This window comes from Indioceanicola profundi, assembly GCF_003568845.1.
GTDB lineage: Bacteria > Pseudomonadota > Alphaproteobacteria > Azospirillales > Azospirillaceae > Indioceanicola > Indioceanicola profundi.
This window is the reverse complement of record NZ_CP030126.1, coordinates 1,911,461-1,935,212: the sequence shown is the minus strand read 5'-3', so window position 1 is coordinate 1,935,212 and position 23,752 is coordinate 1,911,461. Positions and strand designations below refer to the sequence as shown.

Sequence of the window (23,752 nt, the reverse complement as noted above, 5' to 3'; positions counted from 1 at the left end):
CATTCCTGCTTTCGCTGGGATGACAAGGAAGTAGGCGCTTATTGAAACCTCGACCCTACCGACGGGCCTGCCGATGGAATTGATCGCCTGGGAATGGATGAGCTTCCTGCTGCGCTGGCTGCATGTGATCGCGGCCATCGCCTGGATCGGCTCCTCCTTCTACTTCATCCATCTGGACCTCAGCCTGCGCCGTCGCGACGGGCTGCCAGCCGGCACGGTGGGGGAGGCGTGGCAGGTGCATGGCGGCGGCTTCTACCACATGCAGAAATATGCCGTGGCCCCGGCCCAGATGCCGGAGAAGCTGACCTGGTTCAAGTGGGAGGCCTACACCACCTGGCTCAGCGGCTTCGCCCTGCTGGTGGTGTTCTATTATGGCAGCGCCGAGCTGTTCCTGATCGACCGCGGCGTGGCCGATCTCACGCCGGCCATGGCCATCGGCCTGTCGCTGGCGGGCATCGTGCTGGGCTGGATCGCCTATGACCTGATGTGCAAGTCGCCGCTGGGGCGCAACGATGCCTATCTGGGGGCGGCGGTCTACGGGTTCCTGGTGCTGACGGCCTTCGGCTATGCGCAGGCATTCAGCGGGCGCGGCGCCTTCATGCAGGTCGGGGCCATGGCCGCCACCATGATGGCGGCCAATGTCGGCCATGTCATCATCCCCAACCAGCGCAAGGTGGTGGCGGACCTGATCGCCGGCCGCTCCCCCGATCCGTCGCTGGGGAAGAAGGCCAAGCAGCGGTCGCTGCACAACAATTACCTGACCCTGCCGGTGGTTTTCCTGATGCTGGGCAACCACGCCCCGCTGGCCTTCGGCTCACCCTATGCCTGGGTGATGGTGGCGCTGGTGCTGCCGGTGGGGGCGGCGGTCCGGCATTTCTTCAACCGCCGCCATGCGGGATATCCCAGCCCCTGGTGGACCTGGATCGTGGCCGCCATCGGCATGGGCATGATCATCGCCCTGAGCGCCGTGAACACGGCTGAGGCCGCCGAGCCGCAGCCCGACCGCAAGGCCGATCTGGCGGTGGTGGAGGAGATCGTGGGCACGCGTTGCGTGATGTGCCACATGGCCCCGCCCGCCTGGGAAGGGCTGGCCGCACCGCCCAAGGGCGTCAGGCTGGACAGCGCGGAGGAGATCGCGCGGCACCTGCCGCAGATCAGGCTCCAGGCCGCCTTGTCCCGCGCCATGCCGCCCGGCAATCTGACCGACATGACGGAGGAGGAGCGGGCGGCCCTTCGCGCCGCCACCGACTGGGTCCTCCCCGGCTGGAGACCTTGAGCCATGGCCTATGATCCCACATACCCCCGCGACCTGATCGGCTATGGCCCCAACCCGCCCCATGCCAAGTGGCCGGGCGGTGCGCGCATCGCCGTGCAGTTCGTGATCAATTACGAGGAGGGGGGCGAGAACTCCATCCTCCACGGCGACAAGGCGTCGGAGGCCTTCCTGTCGGAGATCGTGGGCGCGCAGGCACTGGCCGGCGTGCGCCACATCAATATGGAGTCGATCTATGATTACGGTGCACGCGCCGGCTTCTGGCGGCTGCACCGCATGTTCACGGAGCGGCGTATTCCCGTCACCGTCTTCGGCATCGCCATGGCCATGGAGCGCAATCCGCAGGCCGTGGAAGCCATGCTGAAGGCGGAGTGGGAGATCGCCAGCCACGGTTACCGCTGGATCGACTACCAGTATGTGCCGGAGGAGATCGAGCGGAAGCACATCGCCAAGGCCGTGGAAATCCAGACCCGCCTGACCGGTGCTGCGCCGCTGGGCTTCTATCAGGGGCGGTGCAGCCCGAATACGCGGCGGTTGGTGGTGGAGCATGGCGGCTTCACCTATGACGCCGACGCCTATGACGACGAGTTGCCCCACTACATGACGACGCAAGCGGGGCGCATCCTGGTGGTGCCCTACACGCTGGACGCCAACGACATGCGCTTCGCCACGCCGCAGGGCTTCAACAGCGGCGACCAGTTCTTCAGCTATCTGAAGGACAGCTTCGATGTGCTGTATGCGGAGGGCGAAACGGCCCCGAAGATGATGAGCATCGGGCTGCATTGCCGGCTGGTGGGCCGGCCGGGCCGGGCGGCGGCGCTGGCGCGGTTCCTGGATTATGCCATGGGCCATGACAAGGTCTGGTTCGCCCGCCGCATCGACATCGCCCGCCACTGGCTGAGCACCCACCCGCCGGAGGCGGCATGACCGCCCGCTTGCAGCCCGGCGACGCCGCCCGCCTGATGGGCCGGCTGGAGGAACTGGCGGAGTTCACCGCGGTGCCCGGCCAGCTCACCCGCCTCTATCTCTCGCCGGAGCATCGCCGGGCCGCCGACCGGGTGGCGGAGTGGATGAGGGAGGCCGGGATGGCGGTGCGGCTGGACCCGGTCGCCACCGTTGTCGGGCGCTATGAAGGCGCCCAGCCAGGGGCGCGCACGCTGCTGATCGGGTCCCACATCGACACGGTGCGCAATGCCGGGAAGTATGACGGGAATCTGGGCGTGCTGCTGGGGATATCCCTGGTGGAGGTTCTGAACCGCGCCGGGGTGCGGCTGCCCTTCGCCATCGAGGTGGTGGCCTTCGGGGATGAGGAGGGCGTGCGCTGGCCCGGCACGCTGCGCGGCAGTGCCGCCATCGCCGGCACCCTGACCGCCAACCAGTTGGATGTGCGCGACGCGGACGGCATCGGCGTGCGTGAGGCGCTGCACGCCTTCGGCTGCGACCCAGACGACTTCCCCAGCGCCGCCATGCTGCCGGAGGCGCTGCTGGGCTTCCTGGAGGTGCATATCGAGCAGGGGCCGGTGCTGGAGGCCAGGGGCTTGCCCGTCGGCATCGTCACCGCCATCGCCGCCGCCAACCGCTATGCCGCCACCATCACGGGCATGGCCGGCCATGCCGGCACCGTGCCCATGGGGCTGCGCCAGGATGCGCTTGCGGCGGCGGCGGAATGCGTGCTGGCGGTGGAGCGCATCTGTGCGGCGGGCAGCGACATGGTCGGCACGGTGGGCAGGATCGAGGCTTTGCCGGGGGCCGTGAATGTCATTCCGGGGGAGGTGCGATTCAGCCTCGACCTGCGCGCGCCGGCTCCCGAAACCCGCGATGCCGCCTGGGCGGAGATCGAGGCCGCCTGGACCGCCACCGCGGGGCGGCGCGGCGTGCGGCTGGCGGTGGAGCGTACGCACAGCCATCCGGGCTGCGCCTGCTCCCCCTGGCTGATGCAGGCCATGGAAGGTGCCGTCCGACGCGCCGGCATCCAGCCCTTCCGCCTGCCCAGCGGGGCCGGGCATGATGCCATGAGCTTCGCCGGCGTGACCGGTGCCGCCATGCTGTTCGTCCGCTGCAAGGGCGGGATCAGCCACAACCCCGCCGAATCCATCACGATGGAGGATGCGGAGGCCGCCCTTCGTGTCATGCTGGACCTTGTACAGTCCCTTCCTCCCGTTCCTCCCGCCTGAGCTTCCGGAAAAACAAGAATGACAACAGACGCCATCGCCCGGCTCGACCGCTTCGTCACCGACCATCTGGACCGGGAGGTCGAGTTCCTGCGCCGCATCGTGCAGGTGCCGAGCGACAATCCCGGCGGCGACTGCGCGCCTCATGCCGATGCCGCCGCGGCGCTGCTGGAAGAGCTGGGCTTCGAGGTGGAGCGGCATCCGGTTCCGGCGGAGTTGGTGAAGGGCGTCGGCATGGTCAGCGCCACCAACCTGATCGTGCGCCACCGCTTCGGCCCCGGCGGGCCGACCGTCGCGCTGAACGCCCATGGCGATGTGGTGCCGCCGGGCCAGGGCTGGACCGTCGATCCCTATGCGGGCGTCATGAAGGACGGGGCGGTCTATGGGCGCGGGGCCGCGGTCAGCAAGTCGGACTTCGCCACCTACGCCTATGCCCTGCTGGCCTTGAAGGCGCTGGGCGCGCCGCTGAAGGGAGCCGTGGAGCTGCACCTCACCTACGACGAGGAGACCGGCGGCGATATCGGGCCGAAATGGCTGCTGGAACAGGGGCTGACCCGGCCGGACCTCGCCATCTGCGCCAGCTTCGCCCACAGCGTGGTGGTGGCGCACAATGGCTGCCTGCATCTGGAAATCCGGGTGCGGGGCAAGATCGCCCATGCCGCCCTGCCGCATACCGGACATGATGCGCTGGAAGCGGCAACGGCCATCCTGAACACGCTTTATGCGTACCGGAAGGGCTTCGCGGTCACCACCTCCTCCGTCAACGGGATCGGCAGCCCCAGCCTGGTGGTCGGGCTGATCAAGGGCGGGGTGAACACCAATGTGGTGCCGGACCTCGTCACTCTGCGCCTCGACCGCCGCATGATCCCGGAGGAGGATGCCGGTGCGGCGGAACAGGAGCTGCGGGAGGTGATCGCCAGCGCCGTGACGGCCCTGCCCGGCATTACGGTGGAGGTGGAGCGGGTGCTGCTGGCAAAGCCGCTGGCCCCGCTGCCGGGGTCCGAACGGCTGGCGGGGATCATCGCGGAGGAGGCGAAGCGGGTATTGGGGGAGGAGGTGCCTCAGGTCGGCGTGCCGCTCTACACCGATGCCCGGCATTATGCCGAGGCCGGCATTCCCACTGTGCTGTTCGGTGCCGGCCCGCGCACGATCCTGGAGGCCGGCGCGCACGGTGCCGATGAGCATGTGCGCATCAGCGACCTGGAGGCGGCGACCAGGGCCACGGCCGCCGCGCTCTACCGCCTGCTGTCCTGAACGGCAGGGGCGGCGTTACCGCCCCGCCGGGACCTTCGTGTCGGACTGCCAGAAGGACCAGGTCAGTCCGACCCCGACGCCCACATTCCACTTGTCGCGGAACAGCGGGCTGTCCTCATTGGCGGCACCGCCGAAATAGCCGATCTGGGTTCCGGCGAAGACGCGCACCCGCTCCGACACATCGTGGCTGACGCCGATGTTCAGGCGCGTGCCGACATAGCCCTCATCCGCGTCATAGGCGGGGCGGTCGGCCGTCGCATATTCCGGCCGCACCTCGTAGAAATACTCGTTCACCCCGTCGAAGCCCCAGACCGGACCGATGGAGCTGTAGAGCACGGTGCCGGTCCCGAACGGGTCCAGATGCACCATGCTGAGCTTCGGATTGATGGAGACGCCTTCATAGCCGAAATCGACGAATTCGGCGGAGATGACGGCGCGCACCTCCAGGCTGGCGTCCAGCATCACCTTCCCGCCGCGCGGCAGCAGGTGGTAGGTCACGGCCGGCCCGGCCTCCAGCAGCAGGTCCAGGTCCGGCATGCCCTGGCGGGCGCGGTTGTCCTCGCTGTCGCTGTCGAAGGAGCCGGACAGGCCGACATCGAACTCCCAGCGGTCGCCCACATCGGCCTCCGCCCGGACAAGGCCGTTGTCGCCGATCTTCAGCACGTCGCCGCGGTAGATCAGGTAGGGCAGGGGCAGGGCGCGGTACTGGCCCTGGCTGGCGGCCGGGTAGTCGGGCAGCCAGGCTCCGCCCGCGAACAGTCCCGCCTCCCACAAGGGCTGGGTTCCCTTGTCCGCCTGCGTGTCCGTGACCAGGCTGGCCTGGGAGAATGCGGGCAGGGGAGCGGCGGCAAGAAGCAGGGCCGCGGCAGCGGCGAAGCGACGGGACATGGAGGTGGGCTCACTCGGTTGCGCAGCGCGGCGGAAGGTGGAGCAAAGCCTCGATGCTGGCAAGGGGCAAGGCAAGTGGCTCACACCGCCCTGTCTCGTACCGCCAATAGGCTCGTATCCACCGGCAGGGACCTCACCCTCACGCCGGTGGCGGCGAAGATAGCGTTGCAGAGGGCAGGGGCGGCGGGGGGAACGCCGGGCTCACCGACGCCGCCGGGCGGTTCGGCGCTGTCCAGCACCACCACCTCGATGGCGGGGGAGCGGGCGAGGTCCAGCAGCGGGTAGTCATGGAAGTTGGACTGCTCCACCCCGCCATCCCGGACCGTGACCCGATCGAGTAGGGCGGTGGACAGGCCCCAGAGCACGGCTCCTTCCATCTGCTGCGCGATCAGGTCGGGGTTGATGGGGCGGCCGCAGTCGATCACACAGACGACCCGGTCCACCTTGACCGTACCGTCCGCGGCCACCGTGACCTCCGCCACCTGGCCCACGGCCGAGCGGAAGCTGGCGCGGTAGGCGATGCCGCGGCCGCGGCGCGTTCCCTCCGGCCCTGGCGGCAGCTCCGTACTCCAGCCCGATGCCTGTTCCAACCGGTCGAGTACCCGCAGGGCCACCGGATCGTGCGTCAGCAGCCTGCGACGGTAGGCCAGCGGGTCCTGCTTGGCGGCATGAGCGCACTCATCCAGGAAGCATTCGGTGAAGAAGACGTTGTTTGCGTAGCCGTTGCTCCGCCAGAAGCCCACCGGCATCGGCCCCGCCACATCCACCAGCTCCACCCGGCGGTTCGGGACGGCATAGGGCAGGTCGGCGGCACCCTCATGGCTGAAGCGGTCGTCGGCCCCGCTTGGGGAGAGCGGCAGGTTCCGGCTGGCATAGGCGGCAGTAAGCGACTGGGCCGCGATCCGGTTCCACCAGGAATGCGGCAGCCCGTCCGGGCGCAGCGCTGCCTGGAAGCGGGAGCGGGCGGCGGTGCGGACATAGCCGTTACGAATGTCCTGTTCGCGCGTCCAGATCAGCTTGACCGGACGGCCGGGCTGGCGGGCTGCGATGGCGGTGGCCTGCACGACCTCATCCAGTTCGGTGCGCCGGCCGAAAGCGCCGCCGGCATAGGTGATGTGGGTGATGACGTTGCCGAAGCTGCGGCCAGCCAGCTCGGCCCCCCGGCTGACGCCCCGTTCCAGCAGGGTCGGCGATTGGGTCGGGCACCAGACTTCCACATCCCCGTCGTCCCGCCACAGAACAGTGCAGTTCATCGGCTCCATGCAGGCATGGGTGACATAGGGGGTGGCGTAGTCCGCCTCCACCACGCGGGTGCTGCTCATCACCGGGCGCATTTCCCCGGCCTGATTCACCACTATGCCGTCCAGCCGCTTCAGGCCGGCATCCAGGGCGCGTTCCGCGGCTTCGCTGCTGAAGTCCCGGAAAGGCTCGGCCCAGTCGATTTCCAGCTTCTCGGCTCCCTGGCGGGCGCGCCACCAGCTTTCCGCCACCACGGCGACGCAGGTGCCTAGATTGGCAATGTCCGTCACGCCGGGCACGGCGCGGGCCGCTTCGTCGCGGACGTCCGTAACGGTAGCACCGAGGCTGGGGGGCTGGGCCAGGGCGGCGTAGAGCATGCCGGGAAGGGTGATATCGATGCCGAAGCGCGCCGTTCCCTCCACCTTTGCCGGCACGTCCAGCCGGGGGATGGAGCGGCCGGCCGTGTGCCACGCTTCCGGCGGCTTCAAGGGCGGGTCGGCGGGCGGGGAGCGCGTGGCCGCCAGCGGGCCGAGTTCGCCATAGCCCATGCTGCGGCCGCTGGGCTGGTGAACCACCGCGCCGGATCGGGCAATGCATTCCTCCGGCTTCACGCCCATCAGGATCGCGCCGGCTTCCAGCAGCAGCGTGCGCGCGGCGGCGCCGGCTTGGCGAAGCCCGATCCAGCCATCCACCATGCTGGCGCTGCCGCCAGTGACGATGACGGGCAGGCTTGCGGCAGCGCGCTTGCCGGCCCAGGCCAGCGGCCCCTTCGCCTCCTCCGGCCGTAGATCCAGGGCCAGAGCATGGTTGGCATACACAGGCAGGAGATCGACCGGGTGGGCCACGGTGACCTGTCCGCCCAGCAGGTCGACCTCCAATTCCTCCGCCACCAACTGGGCCAGGCCGGTGAAGACGCCCTGGCCCATTTCAGTTCGCGGAATGGCGATGGTGACATGGCCGCTGGGCGAGATCGCCACATAGGCGTTCAGCTGAACGATCCCGCCGGGGGTGGCCGAGGGAGGCGGCCCGTCCATGTCGACGCTTTGCAGATAGCCGACACCGGCCACCAACCCGAACGCCGTGGTGCCGGCCACGGCCGTGCCGGTGACCAGCAGGGCACGGCGTGTCAGGCTCTTCGGCATGGCTCAGCCACCGGCCGCGGCATGCACGGCCCGGCGCACCCGCGGATAGGTGCCGCAGCGGCAGAGATTGGTGATCGCCGCATCGATGTCGGCATCGGTCGGCTGCGGCTTTTCCAACAGCAGGCCGCAGGCGGCCATGATCATTCCGGGTTGGCAATAACCGCACTGGGGCACTTGGTTCGCCATCCAGCTTGCCGCGATGCGGGCCAGTTGGGCATCGCTCCAGACCCCTTCCACGGTCGTGACGCGCGCGCCCGCGAGGTCACCCCAGCGCAATTGGCAGGATCGTACCGGCTTGTCGTCCACCAGCACGGTGCAGGCGCCGCACAGGCCGGCCCCGCAGCCGAACTTGGTTCCGGTGAGGCCAAAATCCTCCCGCAGCACCCAGAGCAGGGGCTTCTCCGGGTCGGCCGAAACAGGATGGGCCGTGCCGTTGACGATCAGGGCGGTCATGGTCGGGCATGGGTAAGGCGGTTGGCGCGGCCGGCATCATAGCCCGGATCGCCCCACCGCCGTACCTCTTTCGTGCGGGCGGCCTCTCGACCTGCCTCAGCCCTTTTTCCCTTTGCCCAGGAAGGCCTGGAAGGCGGCCATGGCTTCGGGGGAGCGAAGGGCCTTGCCGAACAGTTCGCCCTCGTGCCGCATCGTCTCAAGGATTTCAGCCTTGTTGGGCTTCATCAAGGACTTGGCCGTGCGCAGGGCATTGGCGGGTTTGGCGGCAAGTGCGGTCGCCTTGGCCAGGGCGGCTTCCCCAAGCTCTTCCGCAGGAACGATGCCGGTGACCAGCCCGGCCTCCGCCGCCTCCGCGGCCTCCAGCGGCTCGCCCAGCAGCAGCATGCGGGCGGCGCGGGCATGGCCGATCCGGCGCGGCAGCAGGATGGAGCTGGCCGCTTCCGGCACCAGGCCCAGATCGACGAAAGGCAAATGGAAGCGCGCATCCGGGGCGGCATAGACCAGGTCGCAATGCAGCAGCATGGTGGTGCCGATGCCGACGGCCAGCCCCTCCACCTCGGCCACCAGCGGGATCGGTGCTTCGACCAGGGCGAAGAGGAAGCGGAAGACGGCGCTGTCGTCGCCGGTCGGCGGGTTGGCGACGAAATCCATGATATCGTTGCCGCCGGTGAAGAATCCCCCGGCCCCGCGGAACAGCACGGCGCGGGCGGCTCCCTCTCCGGCCTCCGTCAATGCCTCGGCCATCCTGTCGTACATGGCGACGGTCAACGCATTGCGCTTCTCCGGCCGGTTCATGGTGATCGTTCGGACGCCGTTGGCATCCTCGACAAGGATGTAGTCGGTCATGGCGGGCGGCCTCCCTTTTGCCGTTTCGTTGTCGGCACCTCGCCCGAATGGCGGTGCAACGTCAAGGGCGGGATTGGTCTGTGCGCCTGCGAAGCCGCGTTGGAACGCGGCCTGTCCTTGCCCATTTGACCGCTTCCGCACTGCAAAAGGCGGAACGAAGGAGTTCGGGTTCAGATGAGGAAACTGCTGATGACAGCGATCACCGCCGCCGGACTTGCGGCCGCACCCGTGGTTGCCGCTGCTCCGGGTACCGCGCTCGGGGGGAACGGCACGCCGGCCCGCGTGATCGTGCTGGGCGACAGCCTGTCCGATACCGGCAATGCAGGCCGCTTCAGCAATGGCCGCATCTGGGTCGAGACGGTGGCGAAGGAGTTGGGGGCGGAGCTGAAGCCGTCGGAGCGCGGCGGTACCAACTATGCGGTGGGCGGCGCGCGTCTGTATGGGGGCGTCCACTCGCTGCGCCGGCAGGCCGACCAGTATCTGGCGGGGCTGGCAGGCGGTCGCGTGCCGGAAGGCGCGCTGCACATCGTCTATGGCGGCGGCAACGACCTTCTGGCCGCGCCGCTGGCGCCGAACATCAATGTGCTTGTCCGCGATGCCATCGCGTCGCTGCGCAGCATTCTTGAGGATCTGGCAGCGCGCGGGGCCGGGGACGTGCTGGTTCCGAACCTGCCCAATGTGGGCCTTGCCCCCTATGTCCGGATGCTCGGGCCGCAGGTCGGGGCCTTGGCGCTTGGCCTGACGCAGGACTACAACCGGTCGCTGTCCCGCATGCTGGACGAGGTGGAGGGTCGCCATCCCGGCATGCGCATTCACCGGCTGGACGTGTTCCAGCTTGCCGTGCAGGTGATGGACGATCCGGCGCGGGCCGGCTACCGCGACGTGATCTCGCCCTGTCCGCAGCAAGCCAAGCAGGCCTGCGAGGGCTATCTGTTCTGGGATGGGCTGCACCCCACCGCCCTGGCCCATGAGCAGCTTGCCGGCGCTGCGCTGGAGGCTCTGGAGCGCGGAACCGGTGCCGGCCGCCGAGCGGCGGCGCGCTGAGATGAAATGAAACGGGCGGCTTCCGACGGAGCCGCCCGTTCCGCATCCGGAGATGTCCGGTCAGCGAACGCCGGCGCGGCGCAGGCTGTCCGGGGAGAAATCGGATGCACCCAGTTCGCGGGTGTAGTCGTACATTCGTTCCTGGTTGTCGAAGCCGAGTGCGGTGTACCGGCCGGACTGGAGGTCGTAGATGGCGTCCAGCGTGGACCAGAAAGCCGGCACATCGTAGTAGTTGATGGGGTGCGCCTCTGCTACGCGCCACATCTGGCCGCGGCCGTCATAGTGATCGGCGACCAGGATCTGCCAGCTGTCCTCGTCGATGTAGAAGCGACGCTTGGCGTAGATGTGGCTGGTGCCCGGCTTCAGCTCGGCGTCGACGACCCATACACGGTGCAGCTCATACCGGGTGAAGTCCTGATTGATGTGGCGCGGCTTGACCAGATCCTCATACTTCACGTCTGAACTGTGCAGCTTGTAGGAGTTGTACGGCACGTACATCTCCTGCCGGCCGACCAGCTTCCAGGTGTAGCGGTCCACCGCCCCATTGAACATGTCGAGCTGGTCGGAGGTGCGCAGACCATCCGATGCCGTGCCGGGGTTGTCATAGGCGACGTTGGGCGCGCGGCGCACGCGGCGCTGGCCGGGATTGTAGGTCCAGGCCGACCGCGGCGCGGCGATCTGGTTCATGGTCTCATGCACCAGCAGGATTTCACCGGCCAGACGGGCCGGCGCGGTCACTTCCTGCAGGAAATAGGTCGAAGTCTGTCCGTCCGGACCTTCCGGCCGGTTGTAGAGGAACTTCGTCTTCTCATCGATCATGATCATGGTGTAGGAGCCGTCGGCCTGCGGATTGGCCTGACCGACCCGCCGCACCATGTTCTGGCCGCGCCAGCGCAGCAGGTGGTTCCATACCGGCTCCACCCCCGTCTGCGGAACGGGGAAGGGAACGCCATGGGCAGCGCCTTCGACGCCGTTGCCATCCGCCACCAGCTTGGCATTCTTGGCATTGGCGATGCTGGCGTCATAGACGGACTGTGGGGCGGAAGCGCTGCGCCGGGTCGGATAGACCGGCATGCGGTAGCTGTCCGGATATTGCTGAAGCAGGGCCTTGTGCCCCTCCGTCAGCTTGTCCGCGTACTGCCCCATGTTCTGGGCGGTGATGGTGAACAGCGGCTTGTCGTCCGCGAACGGGTCCGGATGGTGCATGCCGGGCGTATATCCGGCCGGCGGCTGGGTGATGCCGCCCGTCCATTCCGGGATGCTGCCGTCGGCATTGCCGGCCTTGATGGCGCCCATGGGCGTCAGCTTGCCGCCCAGGTCCGATGCCGTGAAATTCTCCTGCGCCATGGCCGTGCCCGCAACCAGGGTGCACATGGCGGTGGCGCAAAGCGCACGCTTGAAGACGCTGCCGACCGTGGCAGCCGTCAGACCGATCATAACATTCCTCCCTGCTTCGCGGCGTGGGTTCGCCGCGCTCACCGCGTGTGTGCTTAACACATTGGCGGTGCAGTCACTTTTTATTATTCGGAAATAGGGCGCGGGTGAGGCAAGCCGGAAATCGGCGCGACTGCCGGGATTCTCACCCGCGCCCTGCCATTACGGACGCGGCTGACGCTGGTGACCCTGGCCGGCCTTGCTCGGATCGACCGGCGTCTGCGCCAGGTCGTTCTGGTCGGTCGGGTGCGCGCCGCCGGTGGAGGGCTTGTTGTGCGCCTCGCCTTTGAGCTGGTTCTTCACATTGTGGTCCTTCTTGGACATGGCGTCGGCTCTCCTCTTCCTTCGGGTCCGGTGGAAACCGATGGGGGGCGAACGGGTTCCTCCGCGAAGCAACAGGGTGGGAAACGACCGGGCCGGGCCGCTGTTATGGCGACGGACCCAAGCAGAGGAGCGAGCCGACATGGCCGAACGCCAGCAGGATGATCAGAAGCGCAAGGACCAGCCCGGTCAGGGCGGTCAGGAAAAGCCCAAAGGCCAGGACGAGGTGATGGGCGATGCCGCACTGACCGAGGAATCGGCCAAGGACCCCGACATCGACCGGAGCAAGACCCCCGGTCGCGACTATGACGTCTGAAAACCCGGTCGTGCCCGCATCGTCCGGCGGTGCGGGCGCGGCGCCGCATCTGGGCGCATTGGATGCCCTGATCATCGGCGGCGGACCCGGCGGACTGACCGCTGCCATCTATCTTGCCCGCTTCCGCCGCCGCGTCCAGGTGCTGGACGCCGGCAGCGGCCGCTGCGGCTGGATTCCCCGATCCCACAACATGCCAGGATATCCGGACGGAATTCCGGGACCGGAGCTGCTGCTGCGCATGCGCACGCAGGCGGAAATCTACGGTGCCGGCTTTGCCCACGGCATGGTGGACAAGCTGATACGGGAGGACGGGCCGGATGGCGCCCTCTTCACCGCCACCGATGCACGCGGCGGTAGCTGGCGGGCGCGGATGGTGATCCTGGCGACCGGCGTGCGCGACCGGGAACCGGAGCTGCCGGACCTGTTCGACGCCATCCGGCGCGGGCTGGTCCGCCACTGCCCGATCTGCGATGCCTGGGAGGCCAGAGGCAGCCGGATCGCAGTGCTGGGCCGTGGACGGCATGCCGCGCTGGAGGCGCTGTTCCTGCGCGACTACACGGACAGCGTGACCATCCTGACCATGGGCCATCCCGCCGGGCTGGATGGGGAGCTGGCGCAGGCCGTCGCCGAGTCCGGCATCATGGTGGAGGAACGGCCGATCGGCACCGTGAAGGTGGAGGGCGACCGCATCGCCGCCTTCGCCCTATGCCGGGAACCAGGCGGTGAACCGGAGCATGTCAGCTTCGACACGCTCTACTCCGCCCTGGGCTCCGAACCGCGCACCGGTCTCGCCAAATCGCTGGGGGCGGAGCTGGAGGAGGATGGACGGGTGCTGACGCGGGATCATTGCCGGACCAGCATTCCCGGTCTTTACGCTATCGGCGACATCACGCCCGGTCTGAACCAGATTGCCTGCGCCATGTCCGATGCCACCAAGGCCGCGACCCACATCCACAATTGCCTGCGGCCGCATCCCGGAACGGCCCAGACCGGCACCTTGTGATGGAAGGGCGGGGCAGCCTCTAGAACAGGCTACCTTGCTCCTGCTTTGCGGGGGTTCGGCGGGCAGTCTTCGCTGGTTTCGCCGCGGGCGCCGGCACTGGTTCCGGCTCCGATGCCTGGGCGGCAGGGGCGGGGCCGTCAAGCGGCAGCGGCTGGTCTCCCGGCAGAGCGCCCGGTGGGTGGGGCGGCGTCTCCGCTTCCACTGCCCGTCCTCGGCGCGGGACGCCGGACCGATGGGTGGTCCCGTCCTCGATGCCGTCCAGGGTGCGGGCGCCAATCACGGCGCCGGCATCACCATCCGCGAATTCCAGCTTCACCGCCTGTCCTTGCGCCGTCTGGGCGGCACGGGTGACAGGCTGGCCGAGTTCATCCGTCACCAGGGCGAAGCCGCGCTCCAGGACACCCTTGTAGCTGTAGCTCTCCAGCAGCTTGGACAGGCTGGACAGCCGGTCGGCACCGCTGGTGACCGCCCGGCCATAGGCGCCGGCGAGGCGCGGCGGCAGGTCGGCCAGCTTGGTCATGCCGTCGGTGAGCTGCCGACGGACCGGCAGCAGGGTCAGCCGGTCGCCGACCCGGTTGTAGCGGCCCTGCTCCAGCGTCACCGCCTTGTCGTACCCGGAGCGGAGCGAGCGGCCAGCCCCCTCCAGCCGGGTCGCGGCCAGACCGATCACTTCGCGCGGGTGGCGCAGCCGGCCTGTCGCCTCCCGCACCGCGGTGCGCCGCCTTTCCAGCAGGGCGGACATGGACAGGGTCAGCCGTTCCGCGCGGTCGTCCAGCCGCTGCACGCAGCCTTCCATCAGCGCATGCGGATCGCCCAGCCCGCGGCCAAGCCCCTCGACCCGTGTCCGCCGATCCTCCAGCGCGCGGCTGGCGCTGGCATAGAGGCGGCGGCCGTCATCCATCACCTGGGCCAGCAGCTCCGCCCGCACCGGCACCGCCATCTCGGCGGCGGCGGTAGGGGTGGGGGCGCGGCGGTCGCTGGCGAAGTCGATCAGGGTGGTGTCGGTCTCATGTCCCACGGCGGAGATCAGCGGGATGGCGCTCTCCGCCGCGGCGCGGACCACGACCTCCTCATTGAAGGCCATCAGGTCCTCCAGGCTGCCGCCGCCGCGCGCCACGATCAGCACGTCGGGCCGCGGAACTGGGCCGCCGGGCGCGATGGCGTTGAAGCCGCGGATGGCGGCAGCGACCTGTCCCGCCGCCGCCTCCCCCTGCACCGCCACGGGCCAGAGCAGGACATGGCGGGGAAAGCGGTCGGCCAGCCGGTGCAGGATATCGCGGATCACCGCTCCGGTGGGAGAGGTCACGACGCCGATCACCTGCGGCAGGAAGGGCAGGGGGCGCTTGCGTTCGGTGGCGAACAGCCCCTCCGCCGCCAGCCGCCGCTTGCGTTCCTCAAGCAGCTTCAGCAGCGCGCCTTCGCCGGCCAGCTCCATGGTCTCGATGACGAGCTGGTACTGGCTGCGTCCGGGATATGTGGTCAGCCGGCCGGTGCACACCACCTCCATCCCCTCCTCAGGGCGGATGGCGAGGCGGCCGGCAGTCATCTTCCAGCAGACGGCCTCCAGCACCGCGCTCTCATCCTTGAGGCGCATATAGAGATGACCGGAGCTATGGCGCTTGGGCTGGCTGATCTCGCCGCGCACGCGCACATAGGCGAACCGCTCCTCCACCGTCCGCTTCAGGTCGCGGGCCAGTTCGGAGACGCTGAGTTCCGGGAGGTTGCTGCCCGTGCGGGCGGCGGCAAGATCGGCCTGGTCGTTCATGGCCGCGGATCATACAGGTCGCCAGGGCTCCAGCGAAACCCCGGCGTGAAGGGCGGCACAATCGGTCACGGGCAGGCCATCATGCGTCCATTCGCCAGTCGAGCTGCCAGATCGCCGCATTCTCGGGCTGATCCATGTCCAGAATCCGCGCCGTCAGGCGGTCCCCGGCTTCCAGTGCTATTCCCGGCGCTACCGGCCAGAACCACAGGGGCCAGCTGTTGTCGGGGCGGTGCAGGCGGTTGGAAAGGCGGTTGCCACGCGAAAGATCGGCCTCGAACCAGCCGAGGAAACCTTCCAGGCGGGCAGGGTCCGGCAATTCGAACCGAGCAGGCCGGGCGGCTGCACGGTCCAGCCCGTAGGCGTTGAACTGCAGATGCTCCACGCGGGTCGGCGGCGCCAGGGTGACCCAAGGCCGGACCGGATTGATGAAGCGGGCGTCCGGCCAGCCGATATAGCGGTTGCCGGCCGTGAGATTGAACCCGTAGGAGTCCTCCCACCATAGCCCCGTCGCCTCATCCTCGAAGCAGACGGGAGCGAGATAGGTTGAAATCCGACGCGGAATGGCGACGCCGTCAGGCTTCAGGTGACGGGAGCAGAAGCCGCCCAGGATGCGCTCGATTCCGGCATCGGTTCCGAAATTGCCGATCAGGCCGCAGATGACGGCATCGACCTTCATTCCCGGATCGAATGCCGACGGATCGCCTTCCACCACCTCGATGATGCCGTCGTAATCGTTGTCGGCAATGATCTCGCGTGCCAGGGCCGCAGCCTCGGCGCATGGCTCCACGGCGATGACGTGGGCGGCGCCGGCTTCGGCGGCGAACATGGAGAGGAGACCCGCCCCGCAGCCCAGATCCACGACGATGTGCCCCGGACGGATCTGAGCCCTGATCGCCTCGCGGAATCCATGCATCCGCTCACGGTCAGCCATCATACGCTCAAAGAACGTTGCAGCGCTGCTGCGCTGCATCAGTCCCGTATCCATCCTCAGCCCCCGCCCAACGATTTTTAAAACCGATACGGCCCTATGGTTTGTACAACTCGTTCGAGAACGCAAGAGAAGGTTCTGAATTATTTCTAAGACCGAACGAGTGAATTAGATGGTATGCAGTTGGTCTAGACAATATTCGCATCGCCCGGTATGCAGATGCCCTTGTTGAGGATTTACGAAGGTGACCGCTCCATGTCTGTGAAGCCTGATCCCGCCCTGCGCGACCGCTGCCGCCGTTTCCTCTCAGGCCATGGGCGTCGATCGACGAAGCAATGGCTGGAAACGGTTGCAGCCAGCCCGCATCTTGCCCTCGCAACCGACGAGTACAATGCAGGTCCGGCGATCACGTTGCTGGAGGATCGGTTGGCGACACTCCTCGGCAAGCCGGCAGCGTTGTTCTTTCCCAAGGGCGTGATGGCGCAGCAGGCGGCACTTCTGGTGCACGCGGAACGCACCGGACGCCGCATCGTGGCGCTGCACCCGAAGTCGCACATCGCGCTGGACGAGGAGGACACGATGGACCGGCTGGCCGGGCTGTTGTCCCGCCGGATCGGCTCGGACCATGCGCCCTTCGGCATGGCGGAACTTGAAGGAGTTCATGAGCCGCTGGCTGCGGTGACCGTCGAGCTTCCGCTCCGCCGGGCCGGATTCATTGGAACGCCTTGGAAGGATTTGCAGGCCGTATCGGATTGGTGCCGCAGGCACGGCGTGCCTTTCCATCTGGATGGCGCCCGCCTGTGGGAGGTCCAGCCCTGGCTCGGCCGCGGACTGGCGGACATCGCCGGGTTGGCTGATACGATCTATGTCAGCTTCTACAAAGGATTGGGCGGTATGGGAGGAGCCGTGCTGGCCGGGGAGCGGGAGGTGATCGAGGCCGCGAAGGTCTGGCGCTCCCGTTATGGTGGAAATTTCTATACGCTCTTCCCGTTCGTCCTGACGGCGCTGGATGGGTTGGATCGGCATCTGCCCCGCATGGGCGAGTATCATGAGCACGCTCTGCGGATCGCCGCGGCGCTGGCGGAGGTGCCGGGCGTGCGGGTCCATCCATCCATCCCCCACTGCAACAGCTTCCAGATACATCTGCCGGTGCAGCCGGACCAGATGATCGCCGCGGGCAACGAGCGGGCCGGAGAGACGGGGGAGTGGCTGTATGGGCGCGCGGTGGCCACCGCCGTGCCTGGAACCTCCATGGTCGAACTGGTCGTGGGCGACGCCACCACGGGCTGGACCGCGGCGGAGGTAAGAGAGGCGACGGCCGATCTGCTGGCCCGCGCCCGCAACATGCCCGCCAATCCCCGGTGAGGCCGGGCTTCTGTTGAGGGATGAAGGACCGGGCAGCCCGTGCTAGAAGGCCGGCCGGACGGTTCAGACCTGCGGGAGGACGCGGCATGGCGGGCGGATTGAAGGTTCTGGTGGTGGGCGGCGGCGGGCGCGAGCATGCCCTGTGCTGGGCGATATCCCGCTCACCCCTGCTGGGGCGGCTCTGGTGCGCGCCGGGCAATGCCGGGATCGCCGAGGTCGCCGACTGCGCACCCATCGCCGCCGACGATGTGGACGGGCTGGTCCGCTTCTGCGGAGAGCAGGGGGTGGACTTCGTGGTCGTCGGGCCGGAGCAGCCGCTGGTGCTCGGCCTCGTGGACCGCCTGCAGGCCGCCGGGATCAGAGCCTTCGGCCCTACCGCGAAGGCGGCGGAGCTCGAGGGCTCCAAGGGCTTCATGAAGGACGTCCTGGACAAATGCGGGGTGCCCACCGCCGCCTATGGCCGATTCACCGACCCCGAAGCCGCCAAGGCCTTCATCCGGAAGATGGGCGCTCCCATCGTGGTGAAGGCCGATGGCCTCGCCGCCGGCAAGGGCGTCCTGATCTGCATGAGCGTCGAGGAAGCGGAGATCGCCATCAATCAGGTGATGGTGGAGAAGGCCTTCGGCGACGCCGGGACCGAAGTGGTGGTGGAGGAGTTCCTGGACGGGGAGGAGGCGAGCTTCTTCGCCATCTCCGACGGAACCCGCGCCGTGGCGCTGGTCGGCGCCCAGGACCACAAGCGCGCCTTCGACGGGGACCAGGGGCCGAACACCGGCGGCATGGGCACCTACAGCCCGGCTCCGGTCCTGACGCCGGAGCTGGAAGCGGAGGTGATGCGCACCTGCATCGACCCGGTGGTTCGCGGCATGGCCGCGGAGGGGCGGCCCTTCACAGGCGTTCTGTTCGCCGGCCTGATGATCCTGCCCGGCCCGGAAGGGCGGCCGGTTCCGAAGGTGCTGGAATTCAATGCCCGCTTCGGCGATCCGGAATGCCAAGTGCTGATGAAGCGGCTGAAATCCGACCTGCTGGCCGCCCTTCTGGCAGCATCGGAAGGCCGGCTCGATGAGGTCGAGCTGGAATGGCATGAGGATGCCGCCCTGTGCGTGGTCATGGCGGCGGATGGCTATCCCGGCAGCTACCGGAAGGGAACGGAAATCCGCGGGCTGGAGGCTGCCGCGCAGGTGGAAGAGGTCACGGTCTTCCACGCCGGAACCGCCCGGGCGGAAGACGGCCGGATTCTGGCCACCGGCGGCCGGGTGCTGGGCGTGACCGCCCACGCCCGCACGATCATCGACGCCCAGCGCCAAGCCTACACGGCCGTGGATCTGATCGACTGGCCGGAAGGCTTCTGTCGCCGCGATATCGGATGGCGGGCTATCGAAAGGGGCTAATCCAGCCGCGAGGCCGCGCCGCCGCCGTCCCAGACCGTTACCGCGGAATTCCATGCGCATTGGAGGTGTGCGCACTTTCTTCGGGCTGAGCTCCGCTGTGAAATAGCGGAAGGTTTCCTCCCGGAGATGGTCGATCATGCGACGGACAATCATCCTTCCCTTCATTCTTCTCGGCTTGGCTGGCTGCCAGGTTCCGATGCCGGACGAAGTGGCGGTAGCCAGGCCGCCGACATCGATGCAGGTCGCCTCCCTCTCGCACGAGGATGTGCATCTGGACCTGGAGAATCGGGCGCGGATCGTCGTTGGGGCTGTCGGGCAGGCAGCCGCCGAGGGCTGGCCGGAGTTCGAGCTGCTGGTCAATGGCCGCTCGATGGGGACGGTGGCCGCCGCCTCTCCCGATCTGACGCATTATGTGTTCGAGGCGGACGTCCCGGCGGACGAGATCAAGGAGATCCGTGTCCGCTATTTCAACGATGTCGAGATATTCGCCCAAGGCCACCGGAAGATCGGAGACCGGAACCTCTTCGTCTATTATCTGGACGTGGACGGCGCGAAGCTGCCCGCCGGGCGGCGGACCCACATCGTGCACGAGGACGGGTCGGTTGCGCGCGGGCAGGAGAGCCTGTGGTGGAATGCCGATCTGGTCTTTCCCATCGAGGGATGAGCCGGCAGTCACCTGGCCCGAGAAAAAGCACGAATAAATCCGAGGCCGGATGAATTGAGCCTTGACCCCGCGTTCGGAATGCCCAACTGTGGTGTCATTGGCGCAACCAACTGAAAGGAGGTGATCCGATGTCTCGTTCCCCTATGCGGACCCGCACGGATCTCTCCGCCGTCGTTAGCCTCGGCTGAGGACATAAGCGGAGCGCTCCGGTGCGGTGCAGACCGCAAGCGGAAGCGTCTACGGCTACCGTGGAGGACGGGGCCGGCATCCAAGGGGGAAACCCCGCGGGGCCGGCCCCGTTTCGCATCCGGAATACCCCGAAGGCCGCTGGGCGCTTTGCCGACGCGCCCGCGCCTGCTATCAAGGGCGCCTCGCTTCCATCCATCCGGATAGTGTCCGCCCATGAACCGCCGCGACCGCCGCCGCCATATCAGCACCATCACCCAGCGTCCCGACGCCGGCCAGCGCTTCGCAGCCGACATGAAGGTGGCGACCGGGCTGCACAAGCAGAGTCGGCTGAAGGATGCGGCCGCCCTGTACCGGAAGATCACCAAGGCCTATGAGGACCTTCCGGAGGTCCGCGTCGCCTGGTCGAATCTGGGCGCCGCCCTGCAGATGGACGGAAAGCTGGAGGAAGCGGTGGCGGCCCTGAAGAAGGCTCGCTCCCTCGCTCCCGATCATCCGCCGCCGCACCATAATCTCGGCATGGCCCTGCTGGCGCTCGGCAAGCGGGAGGAGGGACTGGAGAGCCTTGCCCGCGCCATTGTGCTGGAGCCTCGGTTCCGCGACGCCTGGGTCGGTTTCGTGAATGCCTGCCGCGAGACGGGCGAGATCGGGCGGATCGAGGAACTGTGCCGCACCATCCTGTCCCGGCAGCCCGACCAGCTGGAGGCGATGCTGACCCTGGGCGACGTGATGCGCAGCCAGGGCCGGTTCGCGGAGGCCGAGGATCAGTACCGGAGCTGCATCGCGCTGGACCAGCGCCGGATCGAGCCGCATGTCTCCCTGGCCGGCCTGATGGCCGCTATTGGGGAGCCGGCTGCCGGCGCCCGGCACCTGCTGCCCATCATCAAGGAGATGCCCAACGCCGGCCCGGTGCGTTCCGCCCTGCTGGAGCTGCTGCTGCAGGTCCGGTCCGCCGCCCCGGACGATGCTCTGGCAATGGCGGAGGAATGGAAGGCGTCCTCCCCCGGCGACGAGGCGGTGTCGAAAATCGTCGAGAGCTTCCGGACTGCCGGTGCTGCCGAGGCCGCCGCTCCGACCGCGTGAGGCCGGTCAGGTCCGCCAGAAGGACGGGCTCAGGAGCACAAGGACGGTGAACAGCTCCAACCGGCCGAGCAGCATGGCCAGGGAAAGGAGCCACTTCGCCTCGTCTTCAAGCGGGGCGAAGTTGCCGGCGGGACCGATGATGGGGCCAAGTCCCGGCCCCACATTCCCCAGCGCCTGCGCTACTCCGGTCACCGACGTCACCAGATCCAGCCCGGTCAATGACAGCAGCACCGTGAAGACGAAGGTGATGCCGATCCAGACGGCCATGAAGCTCATCACCGAGAGGATGACATCGCTGTCCACGGGCTTGCCGGCATAGGACAACGGCATCATCCGGTGTGGGCTGAACAGGCGGGTCATCTGCGCCTGCAGGGCCAGCCACAGGATTTCGAATCGCAGAATCTTCACGCCGCCCGCCGTCGATCCGGTGCAGCCCCCGGTGAAGGTCAGCACGAAGAACACCGCCACCGCCGGCGCGCCCCAGAGCGTGTAGTCGGCCGAGGCGTAGCCGGTCGTGGTGACGACCGATACCACATTGAAGGTGGCGGCGCGAAACGCGGTGGCGAACTCCATCTGCTGGGTCGTGACAAGCCATGCCGTCAGGCCAAGGGAGCTGGCGGCCAGCAGTCCCAGGAACGTCCGGATCTGGCTGTCCCGCCACAACGGCTCCGCATCGCCGCGCATCAGGCTGATGTAGCGGACGAAGGGCAGAGAGCCCAGGATCATGAAAAGAGCCAGCGTCCAGTGGATCGCCGGTTCGCTCCAATAGCCGACCGAGGCGTCCTGGGTGGAGAAGCCGCCGGTAGCGAGCGCCGTCATCGCGTGGTTGACGGCATCGAACGCACGCATGCCGGAAAAGCTCAGAACAAGGGCGCAGGCCACCGTCAGTGTCAGGTATGCCCAGCCAAAGGCGACGGCCAGATCGGCTGCGCGCGGCACGACCTTATCCGACTTGTCGGAGGATTCGGAACGGAAGAGCTGCATTCCGCCAACCCGCAGGAACGGCAGGATCACGATTCCCATGCCGACAATCCCGATACCGCCCAGCCACTGGAGCAGCGATCGCCACATGAGTAGACCCGGCGGCAGCTGGCCCAGGCCCACGATTACCGTGGAGCCGGTGGTCGTCAGCCCCGACATCGCCTCGAAGAACGCGTCGGCGAAACCCAGCCTCAGGGAGGAGAACATGAAGGGCAGCGCGCTGAACAGGCAGGTCACCACCCAGGCCAGCGTCGTAAGAACGAAGGTCTGACGCAGGTTCAGGCTGATCTGCCGCGCCCGGTTTGTGAGGGCCAGCAGCACTCCGAAGAACAGACACAGTGCGGACGATACGGCGAAGACCTGCCAATCCTCCGACCCCACTGCGAGGTCGAGGATCATCGGCACCTGCATGGCGACGGCAAGCACCAGAATCAGCCAGCCGATCACATAAAAGATCGGCCGCATGTCGAAAGCAGACATTCTGGACCGGAAACTGCGAGCCGGAAGACGGCACAACAGCCGCGGAGACTACCTCAGGCAGCGAGGAAGCGCATCCGGCGATCTCGCCGGAATGCCCTGCGAAGATTGCGTATAAGCTTCACATACCCGCGACCGTCATGCCGTCGATCCGCACTGTCGGCGCGTCCACGCCGTGGCGGAATTCCAGGTCGCTGGCCGGCGTCATCTCCATGAACATGCGCTTCAGATTGCCAGCGACGGTCACCTCGCTGACCGGGTAGGCGATCTGGCCCTTCTCGATCCAGAAGCCGCTGGCGCCGCGGGAATAGTCGCCCGTGGTCCCGCTGACGGCACTGCCCATCAGGGAGGTGATGTAGAAGCCCTGATCGATATCGGCCATCAGCTCCTGCGGCGTCAGGTTGCCCGGCGCCAGATAGAGGTTGGTCGGAGAAGGGGATGGCGGGCCGCCGGTTCCGCGCGAGGCATGGCCCGTCGTGGCAAGGCCGAGCTGTCGTGATGAACGCAGGTCCAGGAACCAGGTTGTCAGCACGCCGTCGTCGATCACGGCGCGGCGGCTGGTGGCGATGCCCTCTCCGTCGAAAGGCTTGGAGCGCAGGCCCCGGCGTACCAGCGGATCATCGATCACCTGGATGCCCTTGGCGAAGACCTGCTGGCCCATGCGGTCCTTGAGGAAGCTGGTCCCGCGCGCGATGGCCGCGCCGTTGATCGCGCCGGCCAGATGGCCCAGCAGTCCGCCGGACACCCGCGGATCATAGATCACCGGCACGGCCTGGCTTTTCACCTTGCGAGGCTTCAGCCGGGCGACCGCCCGTTCGCCGGCGCGGCGGCCGATCTCCTCCGGCGGCTCCAGGTCGCTGCCATAGACGCAGGAATGGTAGTCGTAATCCCGCTCCATCCCGGTGCCCTCGCCGGCCAGGACGGAAACGGACAGGGACCGGCGGCTGATGCCGTATCCGCCGGAAAAGCCGTTGCTGGCGGCCAAAGTCACACTGGTGCGGCTCCAGCTTCCGTCGGCGCCGTCGGAATTGGTGACGCCGGGCACGGCGCGCGCGGCTTCCTCCATCACGCGGGCCGCCTCGATCAGGGATTCGGCGCTGGGTTCCTCCGTGTCGCACAGGTCCAGGTCGGCCCACTCGCGGGCAATCTGGTCCGGTTCGGCCAGACCGATGAACGGGTCCTCCGGCACGGTCCGCGCCATTGCCACCGCCCGTTCCGCCAACTCCTGAAGCATCGCCGGAGAGCGGTCGGTGGTGGAGACGATCGCCATGCGCTTCCCGACGAACACCCGCAGGCCCAGATCGCCGGATTCCGACCGCTCCAGCCCTTCCGGCTTGCCCAGACGCATGGACAGGGACAGGGACGCGCTGTCCACCAGCAGGGCATCGGCGGCATCTGCCCCCGCCGCCTTCGCCCGGCGGATCAGGTCGTTCAACAGATCTGCGGCGGCGTCGCGTGACTCAGGCATGGCGCTTCCTTGTTCGGGCCGCTCTTGAGGGCGGCGGTATCGGCTGGGCACCGGGCGGTC

General features: G+C 67.8%; 21 protein-coding genes. 11 read left to right on the top strand and 10 right to left on the bottom strand.

Annotation, left to right across the window (positions count from 1 at the left end; all coding sequences use genetic code 11):
* Positions 1–73 precede the first annotated feature (73 nt).
* Genes DOL89_RS09190 through DOL89_RS09175 form a run of 4 tightly spaced genes read left to right on the top strand, consistent with a single transcriptional unit; the run spans position 74 to position 4,698 of the window.
* Positions 74–1,276, top strand: a complete 1,203-nt coding sequence (locus DOL89_RS09190) for a urate hydroxylase PuuD (RefSeq protein WP_119678874.1) — start codon at positions 74–76, stop codon at positions 1,274–1,276.
* 3 nt (positions 1,277–1,279) lie between these two features.
* Complete coding sequence (puuE, locus tag DOL89_RS09185; RefSeq protein ID WP_119678873.1) at positions 1,280–2,200, top strand: allantoinase PuuE; 921 nt, start codon at positions 1,280–1,282, stop codon at positions 2,198–2,200.
* Positions 2,197–3,447 carry an allantoate amidohydrolase gene (locus DOL89_RS09180; protein ID WP_225889744.1) on the top strand — a complete coding sequence of 417 codons (1,251 nt, stop codon included), beginning with the start codon at positions 2,197–2,199 and terminating at the stop codon, positions 3,445–3,447. Before puuE ends, DOL89_RS09180 begins: the two co-directional genes overlap by 4 nt.
* Before the next feature lie 18 nt (positions 3,448–3,465).
* Positions 3,466–4,698, top strand: a complete 1,233-nt coding sequence (locus tag DOL89_RS09175; RefSeq protein ID WP_119678872.1) for an ArgE/DapE family deacylase — start codon at positions 3,466–3,468, stop codon at positions 4,696–4,698.
* Between the two features lie 15 nt (positions 4,699–4,713).
* Here DOL89_RS09175 and DOL89_RS09170 read toward each other — a convergent pair whose 3' ends face one another.
* The 4 genes from DOL89_RS09170 to DOL89_RS09155 all read right to left on the bottom strand — a co-directional run bounded on the left by DOL89_RS09170 (position 4,714) and on the right by DOL89_RS09155 (position 9,266).
* Positions 4,714–5,586 (bottom strand): MipA/OmpV family protein, encoded by an 873-nt coding sequence (locus tag DOL89_RS09170; protein ID WP_119678871.1) that lies wholly within the window; start codon positions 5,584–5,586, stop codon positions 4,714–4,716.
* 80 nt (positions 5,587–5,666) lie between these two features.
* Positions 5,667–7,967, bottom strand: coding sequence for a xanthine dehydrogenase family protein molybdopterin-binding subunit (locus DOL89_RS09165; RefSeq protein WP_119678870.1), 2,301 nt, complete (start codon positions 7,965–7,967; stop codon positions 5,667–5,669).
* A 3-nt stretch (positions 7,968–7,970) separates the two neighbouring features.
* On the bottom strand, positions 7,971–8,420 hold the full coding sequence (locus tag DOL89_RS09160) for a (2Fe-2S)-binding protein (RefSeq protein WP_119678869.1): 450 nt from the start codon (positions 8,418–8,420) through the stop codon (positions 7,971–7,973).
* A 96-nt stretch (positions 8,421–8,516) separates the two neighbouring features.
* Positions 8,517–9,266: an enoyl-CoA hydratase-related protein gene (locus DOL89_RS09155; RefSeq protein WP_119678868.1), complete on the bottom strand. Its 750-nt coding sequence runs from the start codon at positions 9,264–9,266 to the stop codon at positions 8,517–8,519.
* 189 nt (positions 9,267–9,455) lie between these two features.
* Here DOL89_RS09155 and DOL89_RS09150 point away from each other — a divergent pair, with 189 nt between their 5' ends.
* On the top strand, positions 9,456–10,310 hold the full coding sequence (locus DOL89_RS09150; RefSeq protein ID WP_162937418.1) for an SGNH/GDSL hydrolase family protein: 855 nt from the start codon (positions 9,456–9,458) through the stop codon (positions 10,308–10,310).
* Positions 10,311–10,370: 60 nt separating this feature from the next.
* On the opposite strand, the gene DOL89_RS09145 is transcribed toward DOL89_RS09150, so the two are convergent.
* Together DOL89_RS09145 and DOL89_RS24820 are read right to left on the bottom strand one after the other, a co-directional pair.
* Complete coding sequence (locus tag DOL89_RS09145) at positions 10,371–11,747, bottom strand: DUF1329 domain-containing protein (RefSeq protein WP_119678866.1); 1,377 nt, start codon at positions 11,745–11,747, stop codon at positions 10,371–10,373.
* A gap of 159 nt (positions 11,748–11,906) precedes the next feature.
* A complete protein-coding gene (locus DOL89_RS24820; RefSeq protein ID WP_162937417.1) occupies positions 11,907–12,068 on the bottom strand; it encodes a hypothetical protein in 162 nt (53 codons plus the stop codon).
* Positions 12,069–12,207: 139 nt separating this feature from the next.
* On the opposite strand from DOL89_RS24820, the gene DOL89_RS24815 reads away from it, so the two are divergent.
* Together DOL89_RS24815 and DOL89_RS09140 are read left to right on the top strand one after the other, a co-directional pair.
* Entirely contained in the window at positions 12,208–12,381 is a 174-nt protein-coding gene (locus DOL89_RS24815; protein WP_162937416.1) for a hypothetical protein, read from the top strand.
* Positions 12,382–12,391: 10 nt separating this feature from the next.
* Complete coding sequence (locus DOL89_RS09140; protein ID WP_225889743.1) at positions 12,392–13,384, top strand: NAD(P)/FAD-dependent oxidoreductase; 993 nt, start codon at positions 12,392–12,394, stop codon at positions 13,382–13,384.
* A gap of 19 nt (positions 13,385–13,403) precedes the next feature.
* Here the strand turns inward: DOL89_RS09140 and xseA are convergent, their stop codons facing one another.
* Complete coding sequence (gene xseA, locus DOL89_RS09135) at positions 13,404–15,149, bottom strand: exodeoxyribonuclease VII large subunit (RefSeq protein WP_119678864.1); 1,746 nt, start codon at positions 15,147–15,149, stop codon at positions 13,404–13,406.
* Positions 15,150–15,228: 79 nt separating this feature from the next.
* Entirely contained in the window at positions 15,229–16,119 is an 891-nt protein-coding gene (locus DOL89_RS09130) for a methyltransferase domain-containing protein (RefSeq protein ID WP_162937415.1), read from the bottom strand.
* A 213-nt stretch (positions 16,120–16,332) separates the two neighbouring features.
* On the opposite strand from DOL89_RS09130, the gene DOL89_RS09125 reads away from it, so the two are divergent.
* From DOL89_RS09125 to DOL89_RS09110, 4 genes are all read left to right on the top strand, one after another.
* Entirely contained in the window at positions 16,333–17,442 is a 1,110-nt protein-coding gene (locus tag DOL89_RS09125) for a threonine aldolase family protein (RefSeq protein WP_162937414.1), read from the top strand.
* 98 nt (positions 17,443–17,540) lie between these two features.
* Positions 17,541–18,833, top strand: a complete 1,293-nt coding sequence (purD, locus tag DOL89_RS09120; RefSeq protein WP_119680341.1) for a phosphoribosylamine--glycine ligase — start codon at positions 17,541–17,543, stop codon at positions 18,831–18,833.
* A gap of 136 nt (positions 18,834–18,969) precedes the next feature.
* Positions 18,970–19,497 carry a carbohydrate-binding domain-containing protein gene (locus tag DOL89_RS09115; RefSeq protein ID WP_119678861.1) on the top strand — a complete coding sequence of 176 codons (528 nt, stop codon included), beginning with the start codon at positions 18,970–18,972 and terminating at the stop codon, positions 19,495–19,497.
* Positions 19,498–19,899: 402 nt separating this feature from the next.
* Positions 19,900–20,766: a tetratricopeptide repeat protein gene (locus DOL89_RS09110; RefSeq protein WP_119678860.1), complete on the top strand. Its 867-nt coding sequence runs from the start codon at positions 19,900–19,902 to the stop codon at positions 20,764–20,766.
* A gap of 6 nt (positions 20,767–20,772) precedes the next feature.
* On the opposite strand, the gene DOL89_RS09105 is transcribed toward DOL89_RS09110, so the two are convergent.
* Both DOL89_RS09105 and DOL89_RS09100 read right to left on the bottom strand, forming a co-directional pair.
* On the bottom strand, positions 20,773–22,212 hold the full coding sequence (locus DOL89_RS09105; protein ID WP_225889742.1) for a TrkH family potassium uptake protein: 1,440 nt from the start codon (positions 22,210–22,212) through the stop codon (positions 20,773–20,775).
* Between the two features lie 133 nt (positions 22,213–22,345).
* Positions 22,346–23,692, bottom strand: a complete 1,347-nt coding sequence (locus DOL89_RS09100) for a TldD/PmbA family protein (protein WP_119678858.1) — start codon at positions 23,690–23,692, stop codon at positions 22,346–22,348.
* Positions 23,693–23,752 lie beyond the last annotated feature (60 nt).